The sequence below is a fragment of the Paenibacillus sp. FSL M8-0212 genome (assembly GCF_038004645.1).
GTDB lineage: Bacteria > Bacillota > Bacilli > Paenibacillales > Paenibacillaceae > Paenibacillus.
The window spans coordinates 6,394,136-6,415,423 of record NZ_JBBORP010000001.1 but is presented as its reverse complement, the minus strand read 5'-3'; the positions used below and the strand labels follow the sequence as shown (position 1 = coordinate 6,415,423).

Sequence of the window (21,288 nt, the reverse complement as noted above, 5' to 3'; positions counted from 1 at the left end):
GATCAAGTGTTTACATTCATGCGCTTAATCGTTATAATCAAGAAAAAATGACACTTGTTAGGGGAGGCACCCCAACTTAGGACATCGTTCCTTTGTTGGGGTGCCTCCCTTTTTTGTGTGCCAAAAAGGAGAGTAGACGTTGAAGAAATCAGGAAAACGTGTGAAGAAACAAGCCGAACAGTTAACCAAAGTGGTACTGGCATTTGCGTTATTATCACCTCAAGCCCTGTTGCTTGATTGGGGCGCAACTACGGTAATGGCTGAAACGGTTGAATCAATCGGGATTGTATCCGATACGTCCAGCATGAAGGCTGTACAGTCCTCCAAGGTGAAAGTGGAGATGAACAGTGATGGTAAATACAGAATTGTATTGCTACCAAACACAAATGTGTTTTACGGTGGCGATACAGGGAATGTATCCACCATTATCGACCATAACGGATCTCCCGTGAACTTCAAAACATTGCCGCTGAATTATTACCGAATTAACAATAATGTGATTGAAATGTCCCGGCAAAAAGATAATGTGGAATATATTTTACGTGTATCTATCGTTAATGCTACCTCACAAGGTGGGTACATGAAGGTTGAACTGGAAGCTATCAACCGTAGTGGAACGGCACTGAATTTGGGTGGAACATTTTATTGGGATACGATGGTGAATGGCAATGATGCTTCTCCGTTTGAAGTCATAGAGAATGGATGGCGCAATTACAGCGGCGGCGTTCAGGTCACGGCTTTTTATGCCAATACGTACAATGTTGTGAATGCAGATCGCATATACATGGGACAGTACAGCGGTCCGGACAATGCGCAGCTAACAGGGGGTTCTTCACCTTCGTCATTCACTCCAGGCCAGACCGTTACGGCGAGTGATACAGCTGCACAATTTTGGTGGGACGCCAAGTCAACAGTAAATCAGGCTTCACGCAAATTTTCAACCATTGTGGGGATCGGCCCCAAAAATGCTCCACCTTCATTTACCTTAACAGCACCCTCTTCAGGTCAAACCTATTACAAAGGCGAGCAACTTCAGATCTCTGGTACAACGCGAGATACGGATGTAGGCGACCTATTGACCGTAAAATGGTCCATTGATGGTGGGTCCGAGAACATTCTGACCCAGATGACCGCAACGGGTTCTAATCAGTCTTTCAACACCAATTACACTTTGCCTGACACCCTGCCAGATGGCACACACACATTACAAGTATGGGTCATGGATGACAAAGGTGGGGTGTCCTCAGCAGGCACCGTTAACTTTACGGTAAGAAGTTTTGTTGTGCCCGGAACGCCGACGTATACATTGGTTAACCCTAATAACTTGACGGTGAACTGGGATAAGAAGGCGAATGATGCCTCCGTTACGTATGAGCTGAAGAATATGACGACGAATCAGATCGTGGATACAGGTACATCAAACAGTCGGCAGGTGACTGGGCTCACTCCGAATACCAGTTATTCTTTTGCCGTACGGGCCAAAAATTCAAGTGGTTCCTTCACGGGGTACTCTAGTCCATCCACCAAATATACATTGGCCAATCCACCCGCTGCTGCAGCTGTGACACAATCAGGCAACTCCGTTACAGCGAGTTGGAATAATAATGGAAATCCTGCAGGCACCCATTACAAAACGGAAATACGCAGTCCAGGTGGGCAAGTACTCGGAACGGGAACAACAACTTCCACACGTACAGCGTTTGCCCTGACCGGACTCGCGGACGGAAAATATGAAGTATTTGTGGGGGCATTGAATGGAGAAGGGATACAGACCCCATTTATATCCGCTGGAGAGATGATGAAAGATACGACGGGTCCAACTGCTCCGTCTGTTACAGTCACTCCATCCTCATGGACTAAGGAAGATGTTCTCGTCACGGTCGAAGAAGGAAAGGATGCCTTGAGCGGAACTCAGAAGACTGAAGTGAAAGTTGGTCAGGCAGGAGAATGGCGTGAATACAGCGCTCCGTTTACCGTAAGCAGTGAAGGCAACACAACTGTTATGGCACGCAGTATTGATACGTTTGGTAATACAGGACAGGAAACGGCTGTGACAGCCAGGGTAGATCGGACGGCACCAACACCACCTGTTATCTCTTTGAATCCGCCCGAATGGACAAAAGCGGCAGTAATTGTGACATTAACGGAGGGTATGGACGAAGCAAGTGGCATTGGTCTGACACAGTATAAGCTGGGAAGTGAGGGAGAATGGATCGACTACAGGACCCCTTTTACACTCAGTGAAGAAGGAATAACGGAGATTTATGCACGAAGTGTCGATCGGGCCTCCAATGTCAGTGCTTCCACTTCGGCAACAGCCAGAATCGATAAGACTGGGCCTGAGCAACCAACGATTACGTTAAGTGAAGAGGATTGGACGAATCAGGATGTAACTTTTGCGATAAACAGTGGTGAAGATACGGGCAGTGGGCTTGCCAAGAGCCAATATCGACTTAACAAAGAAGGTCCCTGGATCGATTACACGGGCGAAGTGACGGTTACCGATGAGGGAGAAACGATCGTATATGCACGCTCACTTGACCGTGTGGGCAATATAAGCACGTCCGCTCAGGCTAAGGTTCGAATCGACACGACAGCTCCAACCGAGCCGGTGATTAGTTTAAGTTCTTCTGGATGGAGTAAAGAACATGTGCAATTTAATATCGCTGGTAGTGTGGATGAACGAGCGATATCCTATGAATACAGCTTGAATGATGCTCCGTATATGACAGGAAATACAGGTACAGTTAGTACAAACGGAGCTACCACCATTCGGGCGCGAGCAAGGGATACCGTTGGCAATGTGAGCAAGGAAGTCAGTCGAATCGCCTATGTGGATCAGATGGCTCCAACGATTACATTTGCACCGAACGGACATGGCTGGACGGACATGGACATATCCACCACCATTCAATATGCAGATGCCCACTCAGGCATTCAGGAACTGGAACGATTCTATCAAGTTACGAACAGTGCAGAATCACCGGAGCATTGGCTTGAAGCTCGCTCTGACGAGCATAAAATATCCATCGAATCGGAAGGCATATGGTACATCCATGCGAAAACCATGGACAGAGCAGGGAATACATATGAGACAACATCATCACCTTACCATATTCAACGCAAGCCCCAGCAACCGAATCATGTGAGAATGACACAGATCGCTGAGACATCAGCTGAACTTACAGTGGACTTGCCAACTGGGGAAAGGTATACCGATGGATATCAGTATGAGATAACGAATAAAACAACAGGACAGTCATGGACACTGGATTATCCTAACCACAGTATAATCGATCACTCTCTAAGTGGTGGTCAGGTCTATGAATATGAAGTTAGAGTGAGAAACCATACCGGAGTAAGTGATGCAGTAAGCGCTCAAGTATTAACTATCCCGGCAGCTCCCGGAACGTTGCGCGTTCGAAAAGTAGATTCGCAACCCAATTTGGCCGAAATTCAATTTGATTCAGTACGAGGAGCGGATGCTTACCGCATCATCGCGACTACTTCGGACGGTGCCACCGTATTTGATCAGAAGGTATCTGATCCTGGTAGCCTTCCCTATGTCAGCAACCTCGTTCCAGGAACCATTCATAACATTTCGGTAACGGCAATGAATGAAAGTGGCGCAGGTGGTAGCAGTAGGACCGGATTTCTCACACTGCCGGCAATGCCCGGTGAGTTTATGGCCGTTCAGATTCGGGAGCATGATATTTCATTAACGTGGGATACGGTGACTTCTGCAACGTATTATGGTCTTTCGCGTGATGGAACAGCTATATATGAAGGAGAGCAGACAGAGTATCTGGATTCAGGTCTGGATAGTGGCACGGAGTACAGCTATGCGTTGATTGCCGGAAACGAGACAGGCCCAGGGCCCTTGGCAGGATTACCTTTGCTCAAGACTTTACCTGGGCAAGTGTCCGGCTTACAGGTATCCGATGCTTCCACAGCGAGCCTTCGTCTGAATTGGGAAGCAGTACGAGGAGCCGATCGTTATGAGTTATGGTTGAATGGAGAGAAGTCGGGAACGGTTTCTGCTGGAACCCAAGAATGGGTCTTTGCGGGACTGAGTTCAGGAACATCTTATCAACTGGATGTACAAGCAGTGAACGGAAGTGGACAGGGGATACGCAGTTCGGTATCAGGAACAACACTACCGGAGAGCCCGTCGGGACTTCACGTTGTTCAAGTAACTGAACAGGGAGCAATCTTGAGCTGGGAGCCTGTAGCTGGGGCAACGAAATATCGGGTGGTCATCGATGGACAGAGCCATGAGATATCAGATACACAACTCGCGGTTCGCCATCTGTCAAACAGTCGTGAGTATACCTATGAAGTACAGGCGGGCAATGCTGCCGGGTACGGTGCATCCACCAGTAGTACAATTCTTACGCTACCTAGCAGGCCGGAAGGGCTAATTGTCACATCGACTGATGAGACAAGTATGGGACTTGCATGGCAAGCTGTAGATACGGCGAATCTCTATATTGTGAAAATCAATGGAACAGAAGTGGGCAGAACATCAGAACAGGCCTACAAGGTTGAGGGATTATTGCCAGGTACAGAGTACGCTTTGCAAGTTCAGGCTACGAATGCTTCTGGTCCAGGTGAGACAGCGCAGCTCATCCGATTGTCCAAACCTGTGTCTCCTGCCGAAGTACTTGTTGATCCAGGAGTACATCATGCAAAAGTTTCCTGGTCTCTCGTGGAAGGTGCCACTGAATACGTGATTGAGCAGAATGGCAAGGAGATCTATAGAGGAATGGAGAATGAAGCAACGATTACAGGGCTCCAGGATGGAACGAGGCATCGCTATCAACTATGGGCGGTCAACAGACAGGGAACTCGTTCTGAAGCGACGGATGTATCTCTGCTGACTTTGCCTCAGAAACCCGATAAGGTTCCAGTATATGATGTGGCAAAAAACAGCCTAGGTCTGGATTTCAGTAACACTGGTGTCCAAGGGGCAGATCATTATGTCATTGAACGGGATGGAAGAGAGATCGCTCAGATGGATTCAAGTGAAACCCAATTCGTAGACAAGCATCTGTCGCCAGGAACGAAATACACTTATGTGATTCGGGCAGTCAATGCGAGTGGAACGAGTGCGCCGCTTACTTTCGGTATAATGACTCAAACTTTGCCATTGGTTGCAGAAGATATCACAGTGAAAGCAGGAACACATCAGGTGGATCTGGCTTGGGATGTTGTTCAGGGAGCTGTTGCATATGAGATTCGCAATCGGGTAACGGGAGATGTACAGAGCGTGTCTGAACCGTCTGTACATCTCAATAGCATGCTGGATGGTACAGCGTATGAATTCGAACTTGTTGCTATTAATGAAGATGGTCATCGGTCAGAGTCTATTCAGATTGAAGTTTTAACGAAACCCATATCACCTCAGACGGCAGGTATAACCCACATCACAGATCAGACTGCGGTACTGGACCTGACTGGAAGCTTCACACGGGGAGCAGAGCAATTCATTATTATGCGGGATGGTGTTGAAGTCGCTAAGGTTCCAGCAGATCAAACTTCATTTGAAGATCATGGACTGACACCAGGAGAGCATTACACGTATACCATCAAAACATCCAATGCAACGGGAGAGAGTGATTCCGGTTTCGAAGTTTACTTACGAACGTTGCCTGCGACCATACATGAACCTTTACATGCAAGCAAGATTGGAGAAAAGGGGGGATTGATCTCTTGGCCTAAGGTACAAGGGGCGGAGGGATATATCATACGTATCGGAGAGCAGACGTTCACCACGATTGAAGAAGGGGATATCACAGAGGTGAAATTAACTCATCTGGAGAGTGCAACCCGATATGATCAGGTACAGATTATTCCTTATAATACGGCTGGTTCAGGAAGCCCAGTGACCGTGACTCCTTTTTACACCTTGCCTCATGTTGATTCACTGGAAATGAAGATATACCCCGAGACTGATCACGCCAAACTGGAATGGGACTTTCCTTATGGGAACGAAACATTCGTTGTATTGCTAAATGGTACTGAAGTATATAGAGGCAAAACAAAAGAGTTTATTGTTGAGCAACTAGATGCAGGCAAGCAGTACCCGATTCAAATCTACACAGAGAATGATCAGGGAGATGCATCGGAGAAGCTGGCGTATTCTGTCCTGACCAAGCCAGCAGCTCCGGTCAAAGTGGAGTATCATTCGGCGAAGGACCACATTCGTCTTATATTGGAACAGAGCCGGGTCGAAGGTGCCGAGTTGTTTATCATTGAACGGGATGGTGTAGAGGTTGCTCGTATTCCTGCAGACGAACTGTTCTATGACGACAAGGAACTCGAACCGGGTGTGAACTATATCTATACAGTGAAGACCATGAATCCCTCGGGCAGTAGTAATGGGGGTTATTACCTTCATGCAATGACTTTGCCCGGTAGTGCTGCTTCATCACCTGTAGTAGAGGGACGTTCAATGAATGGTGCAGACATCGTTTGGGAGCTGATTCCTGGTGCTGCGGGTTATCGAGTTTATCGAAATGAAGAGCTTATCGGAACGACAACGGAGACATCCATACATGTGTCTGATTTGAACAGTGCAGAGCGTTATACTGACTTTGCAATCATTCCATTTAATGAGGCAGGGGAGGGTGAGGCGCTCCAGGTTCCGGAATTCGAGACGTTGCCTTCCGAGGAACTGACAGTAGCAGCCATAGCGCAAGGTACGAATACGATTAAGCTAACTTGGGAACTGGATTCAATGAATGAAGTGATTGTGATCACCCATAATGATCGTGAGATTTACCGTGGCACCGAGCGTAGTTATGTATGGTCAGGGCTGAATGCCGAGCAGCATTATGAGGTGGAAGTATGGACGGAGAATTCAGCAGGTGAGAAAAGTGAAAGCAAACGGGCCGCAGCCATGACTTTTCCGTATCCACCATCCGCCTGGAGCGGTGGCGGTACAGCTTCAAATCCAGCAGGTACTTCGGTAAAAGCCGATGAGGTGAGTCCACAACCTGAACCTTCTGATGAGCAACCTGAGTTACCTGCGAAAAAAAATATCAAATTTATTGATATCAGCCAAACATTCAATAAAGACCAGATCACCTGGCTGGCGGAACAAAATATCATTCAAGGTGTTAGTGAAACTCGCTTCGAACCACGCCGCCCGATCACACGTGCAGAGTTTACCGCATTAATCGTGCGTTTGATGAATGTGGACACAATGGTCAATCAACAGCATGGATTCCAGGATGTGAACGATGAGGATTGGTTCGCTCCTGAGATTAAGGCAGCCGTTCATCATGAGATGGTTCAAGGGATGGGGAACGGCAAATTCGCTCCGTATGCACTGGTAACACGTGAACAGGCATCCAAGATTATAGCAAATGTTGTTCGTAAAATCAGACCGGAACCGCTGACTTCCCCAAGAGCGTTTACCGACCAGACTGATGTATCATATTGGGCCCAAGAAGTGCAGGAACTTGCGGGTTTGTACATGATTACCGGATATGAAGACGGCAGCTTCCGTCCCATGCAGCATTTGAGCAGATCCGAAGCTGCAGCGCTGATCTTCCGCTTAAATAAGCTGATTCAAGTCATGGATGAGAACCGTACAGATCAAGTGAAGAAAGCGTCAGCGTTTGATCGTCATATCTAAATTGAATTGATTCTTACATGTGATACTGCAAGCATCGCTAGTAACGACATTACCGCTTGATTGGTTTTTAATGCTATAATGGTTGCCAATATGATAAAAAAAGGGTAATGAACAATGGTGATGAATAATGAATAATAAATTTATCCGGATATATGAAGATATTGCAAATCGTATTCGGACCGGAGAGATTGAGGCAGGGACGCTGCTTCAATCGGAACTGGATCTATCGGAAAGTTATCAAACGTCTCGAGAGACTATTCGCAAAGCATTGAAAATGTTGTATGAAGAAGGTTATATTCAGAAGATTCAAGGCAAGGGTTCGATTGTACTGGACATACGCAAGATCGATTTTCCCATCTCAGGTCTGGTTAGCTTCAAGGAATTGGCCAAAAAAATGGGACATCGTGCTCAAACGTATGTGAAGGTTTTCGAGGAGAAACAGGTTGATCAGGCGTTGCACAAAAAAATTAACTTTGGTCTGAATGAACAGGTCTGGGAAATCAGACGTGTGCGCAAAGTGGATGGAGAGCATGTCATACTGGACAAAGATTACATCAGCCAGCGGCTTGTTCCTGGGCTCAGCAAAGAGATCTGTAATGATTCCATCTATGAGTACATTGAACAAGAGTTGGGGCTTTCCATTTCGTTTGCCAAAAAAGAGATTTTGGTGGAAGAACCAACCGCTGAGGACAGGGAACTACTTGACCTTGAAGGGTTCCATAATGTGGTTGTGGTGAGGAGCCAGGTGTACCTGGAGGATGCCAGTCAATTTCAGTATACGGAGTCGAGGCATCGACCGGACAAGTTCAGATTTGTGGATTTTGCACGTCGTAGATAAGTTAATGAAGATCGATCAGAGAGTACCTATCACTGCACTAATCAGTTGATGGGTACTCTCTTTGGTTATGGGGGAATCCGAAGATCGTCCATCAAGAACCGCTTAATGTCAATGTTCTTCCTGCATGTCGGAGCGTATGATCACAATATATACGAGGCCGAGGAGTGAGGGAATTGAATCACGTGACAGCAAAATTAAACGTTCGCATATGGGAAGAAACCAGAGATATCCCAACCTATGGTACAGGTAAACCGGACAAAAATCCGATGTTTCTTGAAAAGAGAATCTATCAGGGAAGTTCGGGTAAGGTGTACCCGTATCCTGTGATCGACAGCATTGAAGATAAGGCCCAAATGAAATCGTATCGATTAATTATTCTCGAAAATGAATATGTACGTATCGAGATGATGCCCGAACTGGGTGGACGGATCTATCGTGCGCTGGATCGGACCAACAACTACGATTTTGTATATTATAACCGGGTGATTAAACCTGCACTTGTGGGTCTGGTAGGGCCATGGATTTCCGGAGGAATTGAATTCAACTGGCCACAGCATCATCGGCCCAACACGTTTGGTCCAGTTGATTATACATTTGGCAGTAATGAAAATGGAAGCGCTACCGTGTGGGTGGGTGAGATTGATCGCATGTATGGTACCAAAATGACCGCTGGCTTCACATTACATCCTGGCAAAGCCTATCTTGAAATCCATGCCGAGGTATACAATCGCACCAGCGCACCTCAAACTTTTCTATGGTGGGCCAACCCGGCTGTAGCCGTCAACGATCATACGCAATCTGTGTTTCCGCCTGATGTAACAGCTGTGCTGGACCACGGAAAACGAGACGTATCCCGCTTTCCCATCGCAACCGGCACTTATTACAAAATGGACTATTCCGAAGGTGTGGATATCTCGCGATACAAAAATATACCGGTTCCAACATCCTATATGGCTTATAAGTCGGATTATAATTTTGTAGGGGGTTATGACCACGGGGTTCAGGCAGGTTTGTTGCATGTAGCCAATCATCATATTTCTCCGGGCAAGAAGCAATGGACCTGGGGGAACGGGGAATTCGGGCAAGCCTGGGATCGCCAGTTAACGGACGAGGATGGACCATATATTGAATTAATGACAGGGATCTATACCGATAATCAGCCTGATTTTACGTGGTTACAGCCCTATGAAGCAAAATCATTCTCGCAGTATTTTATGCCGTATAAAGGAATTGGTATGATCAAAAATGCATCGATTGATGCAGCGGTTAATCTGGAAAAGGATGAAACGACCGGAATGGTAACCGTGATGGTATATGCGACGTCGGTTTTTGAACAAGTGACCGTTGAAGTGATAGGTCCAACCACGGTATATCTCCATGAGAGATGTAATATCTCACCTACGGAACTATATAAATCTTCATTCTCGTGGAGCGGACAAGATGAATGGCATCAGTTGAAGTTAAGTGTTCGAAGTGGGGAAGGAAGAGTACTCGTGGCCTATCAGCCTGAACGTTCTGAGATTCAGGAAGTTCCAGATCCGGCCACAGCACTCCCGCTACCATCCGAGATTCGTACGAATGAACAACTATATCTGGCTGGTCTTCATTTGGAGCAATATCGGCATGCCACGTATGAACCAGAACCTTATTATCTGGAAGGGTTGAAGCGTGATGCAACGGATATTCGTCTAAACATTGCGTATGGCACATTGCTGCTGCACAGAGGGTTGTTTCAAGATGCAGAGAAGTATTTCAGACAGTCCGTTCAATCGCTGACGTGGAAAAATACGAATCCATATGATAGTGAAGCTTTTTACCAACTCGGTCTGAGTTTGAAATTACAGGGGAAACAGGAAGAAGCCTACGCAGCACTGTATAAAGCCGTATGGTCTGCACAGTATCAGGATACGGGGTATTACATGCTTGCTCAGATCGATACGGCGTTACATCGAGACATCGAAGCATTGGATCACATCGAACGTTCGCTGATTCGTAACACCAGAAATTATAAGGCTCGACATCTGAAGGTGGCTTTGCTGCGTAGATTGGGTCAAGATAAGCAGGCAATCCAATATGCGCGTGAGACGTTGGCACTGGACCCGGTTGAATTTGGAGCCGCACATGAATTAGTCCTGATCTACAGCGGAGCAACTGCACCTTCAGAGAGAGAACAAGCGGGGCAAACACGTGAGCATTTCCATCGTCTGCTGCGAGGAGACGTTTATAATTATCTGAATCTAGCCGCAGACTACGCGGATTGTGGGTTGTGGGAAGAAGCACTGACGGTACTCTCTTATGTTGAATCCGAAATTGCACAGCCTTATCCTATGGTTGGTTATGCTCAGGCCTACTTGTATCGTCAGCTGGGGGATGTGGAGCAGGCCCGGGAATGTCAAAAGCAGGGGGAAGCTGCTCCAACGGATTATTGTTTTCCTAATACGTTATTTGAATTCATGGTGCTTCAGGATGCATTGGCAGTGGATTCGAATGATGCGCGTGCTCACTATTACCTGGGAAATTGGTTATATGATCATAAACGCTACGAGGAAGCAATCACCCATTGGGAAACTTCACGCGAGGTGAATGCTGCATATTCGACTGTACATCGGAATCTGGGACTGGCTTATTATAACAAGCTGAATCGCCCTGATCTTGCACTGGCATCATTAGAGGAAGCTTTCCGGTTGGATTCACAGGATGCCCGAATCTTCTACGAGTTGGATCAATTGCACAAGAAGATAGGGTATTCCTGCGAGCATCGAATCAAATTGCTGGAACAACATATGGAGTTGATTCACCACCGTGATGATCTGTATATCGAGTGGGTGACTTTATTGAATATGCAAGGTAGTCATCAAGAAGCATGGAATGCCCTTCAGACCCGGCGGTTTCATCCATGGGAGGGTGGAGAAGGTAAGGTAACAGGACAATATGTTACGGCACTGACGGAACTGGCAAAGCGAAATCTGGAGAAACAACAACCTGAACTAGCATTGGAGCTGTTGAAGAAGGCTTTGGTTTACCCGGAGAACTTAGGTGAAGGTAAATTGGAGGGAGCCGGAGATAACCCCGTTTACTTTTATCTTGGCTGTGCCTACCAGCAACTGAAGAATAATCACGCTGCAGAGGAGAATTTCCACAGAGCCTCAATCGGTCTGAACGAACCGACAAGCGCGATGTTTTATAATGATCAGCCGCCGGAATCGATCTATTATCAGGGACTGGCCTGGCAGAAGTTTGGCAATGTGAAGGAAGCAAACAGGCGCTTTAACAAACTGATTGATTATGCCGAAAGACATATGCATGATCACATCCGAATGGATTATTTTGCGGTATCTCTGCCCGATTTTCTAGTATTCGACGACGATCTCAATCAGCGAAATGAAGAACATTGCCGGTATATGCGGGCATTGGGTCTTCTGGGACTGGGTCGGACGAGTGAAGCCAAACTTGAGTTGGAGCGGGTACTGGAGAAAAACCCGAATCATCAAGGGGCAATCATCCATCGATAATTGATAATCGATTCTACCATATCCCATCTATATCAAAGGAGTTATATAATCCATGAACGATAGTATAGCAGGAAGCCATATTCGCTTTATATTGGACGCGGAAGATAAGGACATTCGTGCGGGTCGCATGACTGGCAGTGGCGGCAAAAGCCCACGAGGGGAATCGTATGATTTTACCAACTATTATATGACTCGTAATGCTAAACCCCATATTCCTGTGGTAGGTGAATTTCATTTCTCCAGATTCGCTTACTTACAGTGGGAAGAAGAATTACTGAAGATGAAGGCAGGCGGGGTGAGCATTGTCGCTTCCTATGTTTTCTGGAATTTTCACGAGGAGCAGGAAGAGGAATTTAATTGGTCAGGAAACCTGAATTTGCGGCACTTTGTGGATCTGTGTGGCAAACATGAGCTGCCGCTGATCGTGCGAATTGGTCCATTCTGTCATGGAGAAGTGCGTAATGGTGGAATGCCGGATTGGCTATTCAGTTATCCATTCGAAGTCAGGTCGAACGATGAAGGATATCTGTATTACGCCAAGCGATTATACCGGGAGATTGCCCGTCAGCTCAACGGCTGTTTTTATCAGGAGGGTGGCCCTGTTATCGGGGTACAGTTGGAAAATGAGTACATGCACGCTGGCGCACTCATGGATGCATGGGGGTATACACGTGATAAGTACATTTCCTCCGGCCGGGATGGACGAGAACATCTGCAGATGCTTCGCCATATTGCCGAAGAAGTCGGTATGAAGCCGATGTTCTATACTGCCACGGCCTGGGGCAATGCTGCGGTGCCTGAAGAAGGAACATTACCGATGCTAGCGGGGTATGCGTACACACCATGGATTCCCAATCAGCCTCCAAGCCGGGAGTATCTGTTCCGGGATCTGCATATGAATCCTGTGGAAGAAGTGGATTATGACAGTCTGGAGTATCCTGCTGCGTATTGCGAGCTTGCTGGTGGCATGCAGGTCAGTTATCACGCTCGTCCGGTTGTTGATGCAGACAGTGTTGAGGCGATGACCATTGTGAAACTTGCGAACGGCAGCAATCTGGTTGGGTATTATATGTATCACGGGGGGACCAATCCAATAGGCAAAAATTCATATATGAACGAGCAGGCATTGCCTAAAATGACGTATGATTATCAATCGCCACTCGGGGAATTTGGACGTGTTGGTGAATCGTATGACCGCATTCGTACCTTGTCCATGTTCCTGGAAGCATACGGTGAGTTCCTTGCACCAATGGGCTGTGTTGTACCGGATGGTCAACATGCGATAACACCGGAGAACACGATGGATCTGCGTTGGTCTGTTCGCCAACAAGATGGCTCAGGATTCCTGTTCATGAATAATTATCAGGATCATGTGGCGATGCCTGATCGAGATATTCAATTGGAACTGCATACCAGCAAAGGGACTGCTTCCTATCCAAGAGAAGGAAAGATGCAGCTGAAATCCGGCATGGCGGCCATTCTGCCTTTCCATATGAATCTGAATGGAATGAAGATCATTAGTGCTACCGTTCAGCCACTGACCCGATTTATGGTAAATCAGGAGCTTGCGGCTGTCTTTTATGCCCATGAAGGTATGGCGCCTGAGTATGTTATGGATGCATCATCTGTTACAAATGTGGATATGCCCGAAGGCACTGTTTCAGAGCAGGGGAATGAAGTTGTGATACATCCGATTGCCGGCAAGGACCATCATCTGCGAATCACAACATCGGACGGTATAGTCATACGAATCATTACATTGACCCGTGAAGAGGCATTACATGCCTACCGTTTCCGTGTGGGCGGAGAAGAAAGGCTTGTAATTAGCAGCAGTCATCTGTATGTACAGAATGAGATGCTCCTATGTACATCTGTGGAGCAACCAGAGATGGAGGTATCCTTTTATCCGGCTCCAGAGCATGTTTCAGCTTCGAAATATGCTGTGTCATCCCAGTCGAAGCAGGGAATATTCGTTACGTACACATTCCAAGTTTCGCCTTACGAGCCTGCTGTAGAGGTTGATTACCCCAAAGAGTATGCAGCAACACTGAGATTGGACACAGCGTGGCCGGAACAAGTAAATGACGTGTGGGTTGAGATTGATTATGAAGGAGATGTTGCAGCAGCACATATTCATCATCAGATGTTAACAGATCATATTCACTATGGGCATAGCTGGATGCTTGGTTTGAAGCAATCCCGTCATTTGTTGGCTGATCACGCGCTTCGTCTGTCTGTAACCCCAATTCGAAAAGGGACGACTGAGAGTTATGTGAATCAGGCTTATGTGGAGCGATTTGAGGGTGTGGAGATCGGGAAGTTTAATGAGATTCGGGTGAGACCACAGTACCGGGTTGGTGTGGTATTGGCGGGAGTTAGGGAAGACACTTAGACTAAATCAGGGATTAAACAACAGATAAATAACAGATAAACAAGAGTTAACTTTCGTTAATAATACAGAGGGTTCTTTCTCCGAACGATTGTGAGGGGAGAGAGCCTTTTTTTGCTGTGTTATGTAAAAACAAATGATTCCTAATCATGGTAAAAAGATCTTGACTGGTAAGCGTTTTCAATTTATTATAACTTCATAACCTTAACGATAAAGTTTATTTAAACTAAATAACGCAACTTAGATAAAGTTAATTGTTATTTATTTAATAACCAAAAAACTTCTATTACCAACGATTTTAGTTAACTTCTTGCCTAGAGCAAGGTTAATTGAAATAAAAAAAACAAATACAGGAGGTTCCAAACGAATGGTTAATCTGAAAAAGTGTACAATCTTCACGGTTATTGCTGCTCTCATGTTTATGGTATTAGGGAGTGCAGCACCCAAAGCATCTGCTGCTACAGGTTTTTATGTAAGCGGTAACAAGTTATACGATTCCACAGGCAAGGCTTTTGTCATGAGAGGTGTTAATCACGGACATTCCTGGTTCAAAAATGATTTGAATACCGCTATCCCTGCAATCGCCAAAACAGGTGCCAATACGGTACGCATTGTTCTTTCGAATGGTAGCCTGTACACCAAAGATGATCTGAACGCTGTTAAAAATATAATTAATGTGGTTAACCAAAATAAAATGATAGCTGTACTCGAGGTGCATGACGCCACAGGGAAAGATGATTATAATTCGTTGGATGCGGCAGTGAACTACTGGATTAGCATTAAGGAAGCTTTGATTGGCAAAGAAGATCGGGTAATCGTCAACATCGCCAATGAATGGTATGGAACGTGGAATGGAAGTGCGTGGGCTGATGGTTACAAAAAAGCCATTCCGAAACTCCGAAATGCGGGAATTAAAAATACGCTAATTGTGGATGCAGCCGGATGGGGACAGTTCCCTCAATCCATCGTGGATTATGGACAAAGTGTATTTGCAGCCGATTCTCAGAAAAATACTGTGTTCTCCATTCACATGTATGAGTATGCTGGCAAAGATGCTGCAACCGTCAAAGCCAATATGGAGAATGTGCTGAACAAAGGATTGGCTCTGATCATTGGTGAATTCGGGGGATATCACACAAACGGTGATGTGGACGAGTATGCCATCATGAGATATGGTCAGGAAAAAGGGGTAGGCTGGCTTGCCTGGTCTTGGTACGGAAACAGTTCAGGTCTGAACTATCTGGACATGGCCACAGGTCCGAACGGAAGCTTAACGAGCTTTGGCAACACCGTAGTTAATGATACCTATGGTATTAAAAACACTTCCCAAAAAGCGGGGATTTTCTAATCCGCCGATGATACAGGAACACTCTGACGTTCACGTCAGGGTGTTTTTTTAATAATATACCTCAATCTATAATGACTTTTGAATATTTCCGTTTGGTTTTAAAAATATTTTGTTTTCAAAATAAAACAAAGATGTTAAACTCGGATTAGGAATAAAACAAACATTATCGGAGGGAAACAAATGGTACAGAGTTTATGGAATGCATCGCAGGCATCTGAGAAAACAACAGGACTTGAGCAGTTGGTTTACCGATCTAATCTCATTGGTTCTGATCGCAGTGTATGTAACATCTACGGTGGTAATACGTCTACCAAAACGACAGTGAAGGATTTTCGTGGTCGTGATGTAGAAGTAATGTATGTGAAGGGAAGCGGCTCTGATCTGGGTTCCATGGAAGCGAAACATTTTACCGGACTTGGGCTCGAAGACATTCGACCATTAATTGAACGTGAATCTATGTCGGATGAAGAGATGGTTGAATATCTGGGACATTGCATGATTGATGCCAAGCACCCGCGCGCCTCCATCGAGACTCTTCTGCATGCGTTCCTTCCATATAAACATGTGGATCATACGCACCCGGATGCGATTATCAGCCTGTGTTGTGCGCATAACGGCAAGGAATTGGCGAAAGAGATCTACGGTGATCGTTTTGTATGGGTGCCTTACGTACGCCCTGGGTTTACGTTATCTAAAATGATTGCTGAAAGCGTATTCTCGAATCCCAATGCCGAACTCGTACTGATGGAAAAACACGGACTTGTGACTTGGGGAGAAACATCCGAGGAATGTTACGCTCAAACGATCAAGATTATCAATGAAGCAGAAGCTTTCATCGAAGCAAGGGTGAACGAAGAAAGTTTGTTTGGTGGTGTGAAACACCCGGCACTCGCCGCTGATGTTCGTCGTCAGATCGTATCACGTGTGATGCCAACGATTCGTGGAGCGGTGTCGGATAGCAAAAAAATGATTTTGTCCTTTGACGATCAAGAGGACGTACTTGCTTTTGTGGGCGGAGCAGATTCCCCGGAATTGTCTCAGGTGGGCGCAGCTTGCCCGGATCATCTGGTACATACCAAAGTGGTACCTTTGTTCATCGATTGGACACCGGATGCGGAAGATATTGAAGGTTTAAAAGCCAAGCTGGTAGAAGGTGTGGCTGCCTACAAAGAGCAATATCAACAGTATTTTGAGAGCAACAAAAACGAAGGTGATGTCATGTTCGAAGCGGCACCACGCGTTATCCTCATTCCAGGTGTGGGCATGATCAACACAGGCAAGAGCTGGGCGCTTTCCCAAGTAAGCGGAGCGTTGTATCACAGAGCCATTGCCGTTATGCGTGGAGCTACTAGCCTGGGTCAATTCGTATCACTCAGTGCAAACGAATCTTACAATGTGGAGTACTGGCCGCTGGAATTGTACAAATTGTCTCTGGCTCCGGCAGAAACCGAATTCTCCCGTAAAGTGGCGTTTATCACAGGTGGAGCAGGCGGGATCGGAAGTGAAACAGCACGCAGATTGGTATCTGAAGGCGCACATGTGGTGCTTGCTGATCTCAACCTGGAGGGCGCACAGAAAGTAGCACAGGAAATTAATGATCAGTACGGTGCGAATCGAGCTTATGCGCTGAAAATGGACGTAACCGATGAGGAAGCCGTTCAATCTGCTTATGCAGATGTTGCTGTGCAATATGGCGGAGTGGATATCATCGTAAACAATGCAGGATTGGCCACATCCAGCCCATTTGACGAAACGTCCCTGAAAGAATGGAACCTGAACATGAATGTACTGGGTACAGGGTATTTCCTCGTGGCTCGCGAAGCATTCAAGCTGATGAAACAGCAGGGTATTGGGGGAAGCATGGTATTTATCGGGTCCAAGAACTCGGTGTATGCAGGTAAAAGTGCTTCTGCTTACAGCTCAGCGAAAGCGCTGGAAGCACATCTGGCACGTTGTATTGCAGCAGAAGGCGGAGAGTATGGCATTCGTGTCAACACGATTCTTCCAGATGCCATTCTACAGGGTTCAGCGATCTGGAACGGTTCCTGGAGAAACGAACGTGCAGCGGCATATGGGATTGAACCGGATCAATTGGAAGAGTATTATCGCAAACGGACGACATTGCTCGTGAATATCTATCCAAGAGATATTGCAGAAGGAATTGCATTCTTTGCTTCTTCGAAATCCGAAAAAACAACCGGTTGTATGATGACCATTGATGGCGGTGTACCGGCAGCATTTACACGTTAAATTAGGAGGGTTCTTGCGGATGGATAACCAAGTCAAGCAAGCGTATGAAGCAGCCAAGGCATTGTATGCCCAGCACGGAATTGATACGGACGAGGTACTGAACAAACTCGCGGAGATCAAAGTATCCGTACACTGTTGGCAAGGCGACGATGTCAAAGGTTTTCTGAATAAAGATGGAGAGTTAACAGGTGGTATTTCGGTTACAGGTCAATATCCGGGCGCTGCGACCACACCAGCAGAGCTTCGTAATGATCTGGAGCAAGCTTTTGCTCTGATTCCCGGCAAACATAAGGTCAATCTGCACGCGATTTACACGGATACCGACGAGCAGGTTGAACTGGATCAGATAGAGCCAAAGCATTATGAGAACTGGGTGAAATGGGCCAAAGAACAAGGACTCGGTCTGGACTTCAACCCAACATGTTTTTCCCATGAAAAATCAAGTGACGGGTTCACGCTCAGTCATCCAGACCCTGAGATTCGCAAGTTCTGGATTGATCACTGTAAGGCGTCCCGCCGGATTGGTGCTTATTTCGGGGAACAGCTTGGTCAGACTTGTGTAACCAATGTATGGGTACCGGACGGATTCAAGGATAATCCGGTTGATCGGTTGACACCACGCAAACGTCTCAAAGAATCGCTGGATGAAGTATTCGGCGAACCACTTAACCCGGAGCACAACCTGGACGCGGTAGAGAGTAAGTTGTTTGGTCTGGGTTCGGAAGCATATGTGGTGGGTTCTCATGAATTTTATATGGGTTACGGTTTGCAAAATGATACTTTAATCTGCCTGGATGCGGGTCACTTCCATCCAACAGAGGTTATTTCCAATAAACTGTCGTCCTTGTCTTTGTTTACAAGTGGCATTCTGCTTCACGTAAGCCGCCCGATGCGTTGGGATAGTGACCATGTGGTAATTATGGACGATGAGTTGCTGGAGATTGCCCGTGAACTGGTTCGACATGATTTACTTGCGACCACACATATTGGACTGGATTTCTTTGATGCAAGTATTAACCGTGTAGCCGCATGGGTTGTGGGGACTCGCAACACGATCAAAGCCCTTCTCCGAGCGATGCTCGAACCAGTGGATACCTTGAAACAAGCTGAATTGGAAGGGGATTACACGTTGCGCCTTGCCTTAACGGAAGAGTTCAAATCCTATCCGTTTGGCGCGATCTGGGACTACTATTGTGCTCAGCAAGGCGTTCCAGTTCGTGAAAAGTGGATTACCGATATTAAAACCTACGAACAAGACGTATTACTACAGCGTGATAAATCATTGGTGTAATCGTATTTATTTTTCGTATAAACCACTGTGGAATGACTATTCCATGGTGGTTTTTTTGGCATAATCACGCTGAAATGCATAACTGAGGCGATTGCTTCCATACTAGGAATATAGATCCGTATCGTATACGATTGCCACGCAAGGAGGAATAACAGAGTTGAATCTAGCCCACAACAAACTGTATATCGCTGCACTTGGCGGCGTGAATGAAATAGGGAAGAATATGTATTTCATCCAGTACAATCAGGACATCATCGTGATTGACTGTGGTTCGAAGTTTCCCGATGAGACATTGCCTGGTATTGATCTGATCATTCCAGATGTAACGTATCTGCTGGAGAACCTGGATAAAGTCAGGGGTCTTGTAGTTACCCATGGACATGAAGATCACATTGGTGGGATTCCCTATTTGTTAAAACAAATGAACATCCCGGTGTATGCATCCAGGCTCACTCGTGGGCTGATCGAACTTAAACTGAAAGAGCACGGGTTGCTGCGCAAGGCCGACTTGCATACGATCGATGCTCATTCCAGCATTACGCTGGGAGGGATCGAGGTTTCCTTTTTCGCAACCAGTCATAGTATACCGGATTGTCTTGGTATCTTTTTTCAGACCCCAGCAGGCAATGTTGTGCATACCGGAGATTTCAAGTTTGATATGTCGCCTGTACACGGACCTTTCCCAGATCTGCACCGCATGGCCGAGATTGGCAAACAGGGTGTCCATATTTTGCTCTCCGAGAGTACGAATGCAGAAAGACCCGGATTTACACCTTCCGAGCGTGTTGTGGGAGACCACATTCTGGATGCCTTTATTCGTGCCAAACAAAAAGTATTTATCTCCACCTTTGCGTCGAATGTCAGCAGGGTACAGCAGATTGTGAATGCAGCATTTGAGACGGGGCGCAAACTGGCACTGTTGGGCAGAAGTATGGTGAATGTGGTATCGGTGGCCAGTGAATTGGGGTATTTGCAAGTTCCTGACGGATTGTTGATTGAAGCTATCGATTCGGATCAGTTTCCACCGGAACAAGTCGTTGTATTATGTACCGGTAGCCAGGGAGAAGCAATGGCAGCATTGTCACGTTTGGCTTCCGGTAAGCATCCTCACGTAAGAATTAACGCCGGGGACACGGTTATTATTGCTGCCGGAGCTATTCCGGGCAATGAGAGGAATCTTGCACATGTTATTGATAACCTGTATGTTCTCGGAGCACGTGTGATATATGGTTCAAGTGGTGCAGCCGGTATGCATGTATCCGGACACGGCAGTCAGGAAGAACTTAAATTGATGCTTACTCTGATGAAACCGGATTATCTGATTCCGATCCACGGTGAGTTCCGCATGTTGTATCAGCACAGACTGCTTGCCGAGTCCGTAGGTATAGAGCGTGATCATGTGTTTATCGTGAATAATGGGGATATGGTCCAGTACAAAGACGGCATTGCTTCGCTGGGGCCCAAAATTGCATCGGGCAACAGCCTCGTAGACGGTCTGATCATGGGCGATGTTGGCAATATTGTACTGCGTGATCGCAGGCAACTGTCTTCCGATGGTATGTTGGTGATTGTGACTACACTAAGCAAAACGGAAAAACAGATGGTCACGTCACCCGAAATTATCTCCAGAGGGTTCGTGTTCGTCAAGGATTCGGAGGAATTCATGCATGAGATTCATGAGCTGGTTCTGAACCGGATGGGTGAGTTAACCGGTGCTGGCGTGAATCAGTGGAATGTGATCAAAAGAAAGCTGAAAGACGAGATCGGTCACTATATTTACGCTCAAACCAAAAGAAGACCTATGATCTTGCCTATTATTATTGAGGTTTGAGTCAGCAGGAATAGGCATTATCCTTGCCGTGATGGTCTTTGCAAACGTGTATATGAAAGTTGAACAGCCTGATGAATGTCGGATCATACATCTGTATGAACGCCACATTGATATCGGGCTTTTGTTATTACATCGGGAATGTACCATAGACGTGCGATAAATGGAGTTGAATCAAATTCCCCATGGG

At 46.4% G+C, this 21,288-nt stretch carries 8 protein-coding genes; all 8 read left to right on the top strand.

Annotated features, from left to right (window positions below):
• The first annotated feature begins 139 nt into the window (after positions 1-139).
• Positions 140-7,642, top strand: coding sequence for a fibronectin type III domain-containing protein (locus MKX68_RS27910; RefSeq protein ID WP_340915035.1), 7,503 nt, complete (start codon positions 140-142; stop codon positions 7,640-7,642).
• A gap of 127 nt (positions 7,643-7,769) precedes the next feature.
• Positions 7,770-8,480: a trehalose operon repressor gene (gene treR / locus MKX68_RS27905; RefSeq protein WP_074094863.1), complete on the top strand. Its 711-nt coding sequence runs from the start codon at positions 7,770-7,772 to the stop codon at positions 8,478-8,480.
• A gap of 173 nt (positions 8,481-8,653) precedes the next feature.
• Positions 8,654-11,992, top strand: a complete 3,339-nt coding sequence (locus tag MKX68_RS27900) for a DUF5107 domain-containing protein (protein WP_340915032.1) — start codon at positions 8,654-8,656, stop codon at positions 11,990-11,992.
• A gap of 52 nt (positions 11,993-12,044) precedes the next feature.
• Positions 12,045-14,384, top strand: coding sequence for a beta-galactosidase (locus tag MKX68_RS27895; protein ID WP_340915030.1), 2,340 nt, complete (start codon positions 12,045-12,047; stop codon positions 14,382-14,384).
• A gap of 412 nt (positions 14,385-14,796) precedes the next feature.
• Complete coding sequence (locus tag MKX68_RS27890) at positions 14,797-15,729, top strand: glycoside hydrolase family 5 protein (RefSeq protein ID WP_370739085.1); 933 nt, start codon at positions 14,797-14,799, stop codon at positions 15,727-15,729.
• A gap of 180 nt (positions 15,730-15,909) precedes the next feature.
• A complete protein-coding gene (locus MKX68_RS27885; protein ID WP_091016717.1) occupies positions 15,910-17,979 on the top strand; it encodes a bifunctional aldolase/short-chain dehydrogenase in 2,070 nt (689 codons plus the stop codon).
• A 19-nt stretch (positions 17,980-17,998) separates the two neighbouring features.
• Entirely contained in the window at positions 17,999-19,270 is a 1,272-nt protein-coding gene (rhaA, locus tag MKX68_RS27880; protein ID WP_340915026.1) for an L-rhamnose isomerase, read from the top strand.
• 157 nt (positions 19,271-19,427) lie between these two features.
• Entirely contained in the window at positions 19,428-21,101 is a 1,674-nt protein-coding gene (locus MKX68_RS27875; RefSeq protein WP_339784107.1) for a ribonuclease J, read from the top strand.
• Positions 21,102-21,288 lie beyond the last annotated feature (187 nt).

Coding starts and splice junctions, on each gene's coding strand:
- treR (WP_074094863.1), top strand. CDS start 7,770: ATGAATAATAAATTTATCCGGATATATGAAGATATTGCAAATCGTATT.
- MKX68_RS27895 (WP_340915030.1), top strand. CDS start 12,045: ATGAACGATAGTATAGCAGGAAGCCATATTCGCTTTATATTGGACGCG.
- MKX68_RS27890 (WP_370739085.1), top strand. CDS start 14,797: ATGTTTATGGTATTAGGGAGTGCAGCACCCAAAGCATCTGCTGCTACA.
- MKX68_RS27885 (WP_091016717.1), top strand. CDS start 15,910: ATGGTACAGAGTTTATGGAATGCATCGCAGGCATCTGAGAAAACAACA.
- rhaA (WP_340915026.1), top strand. CDS start 17,999: ATGGATAACCAAGTCAAGCAAGCGTATGAAGCAGCCAAGGCATTGTAT.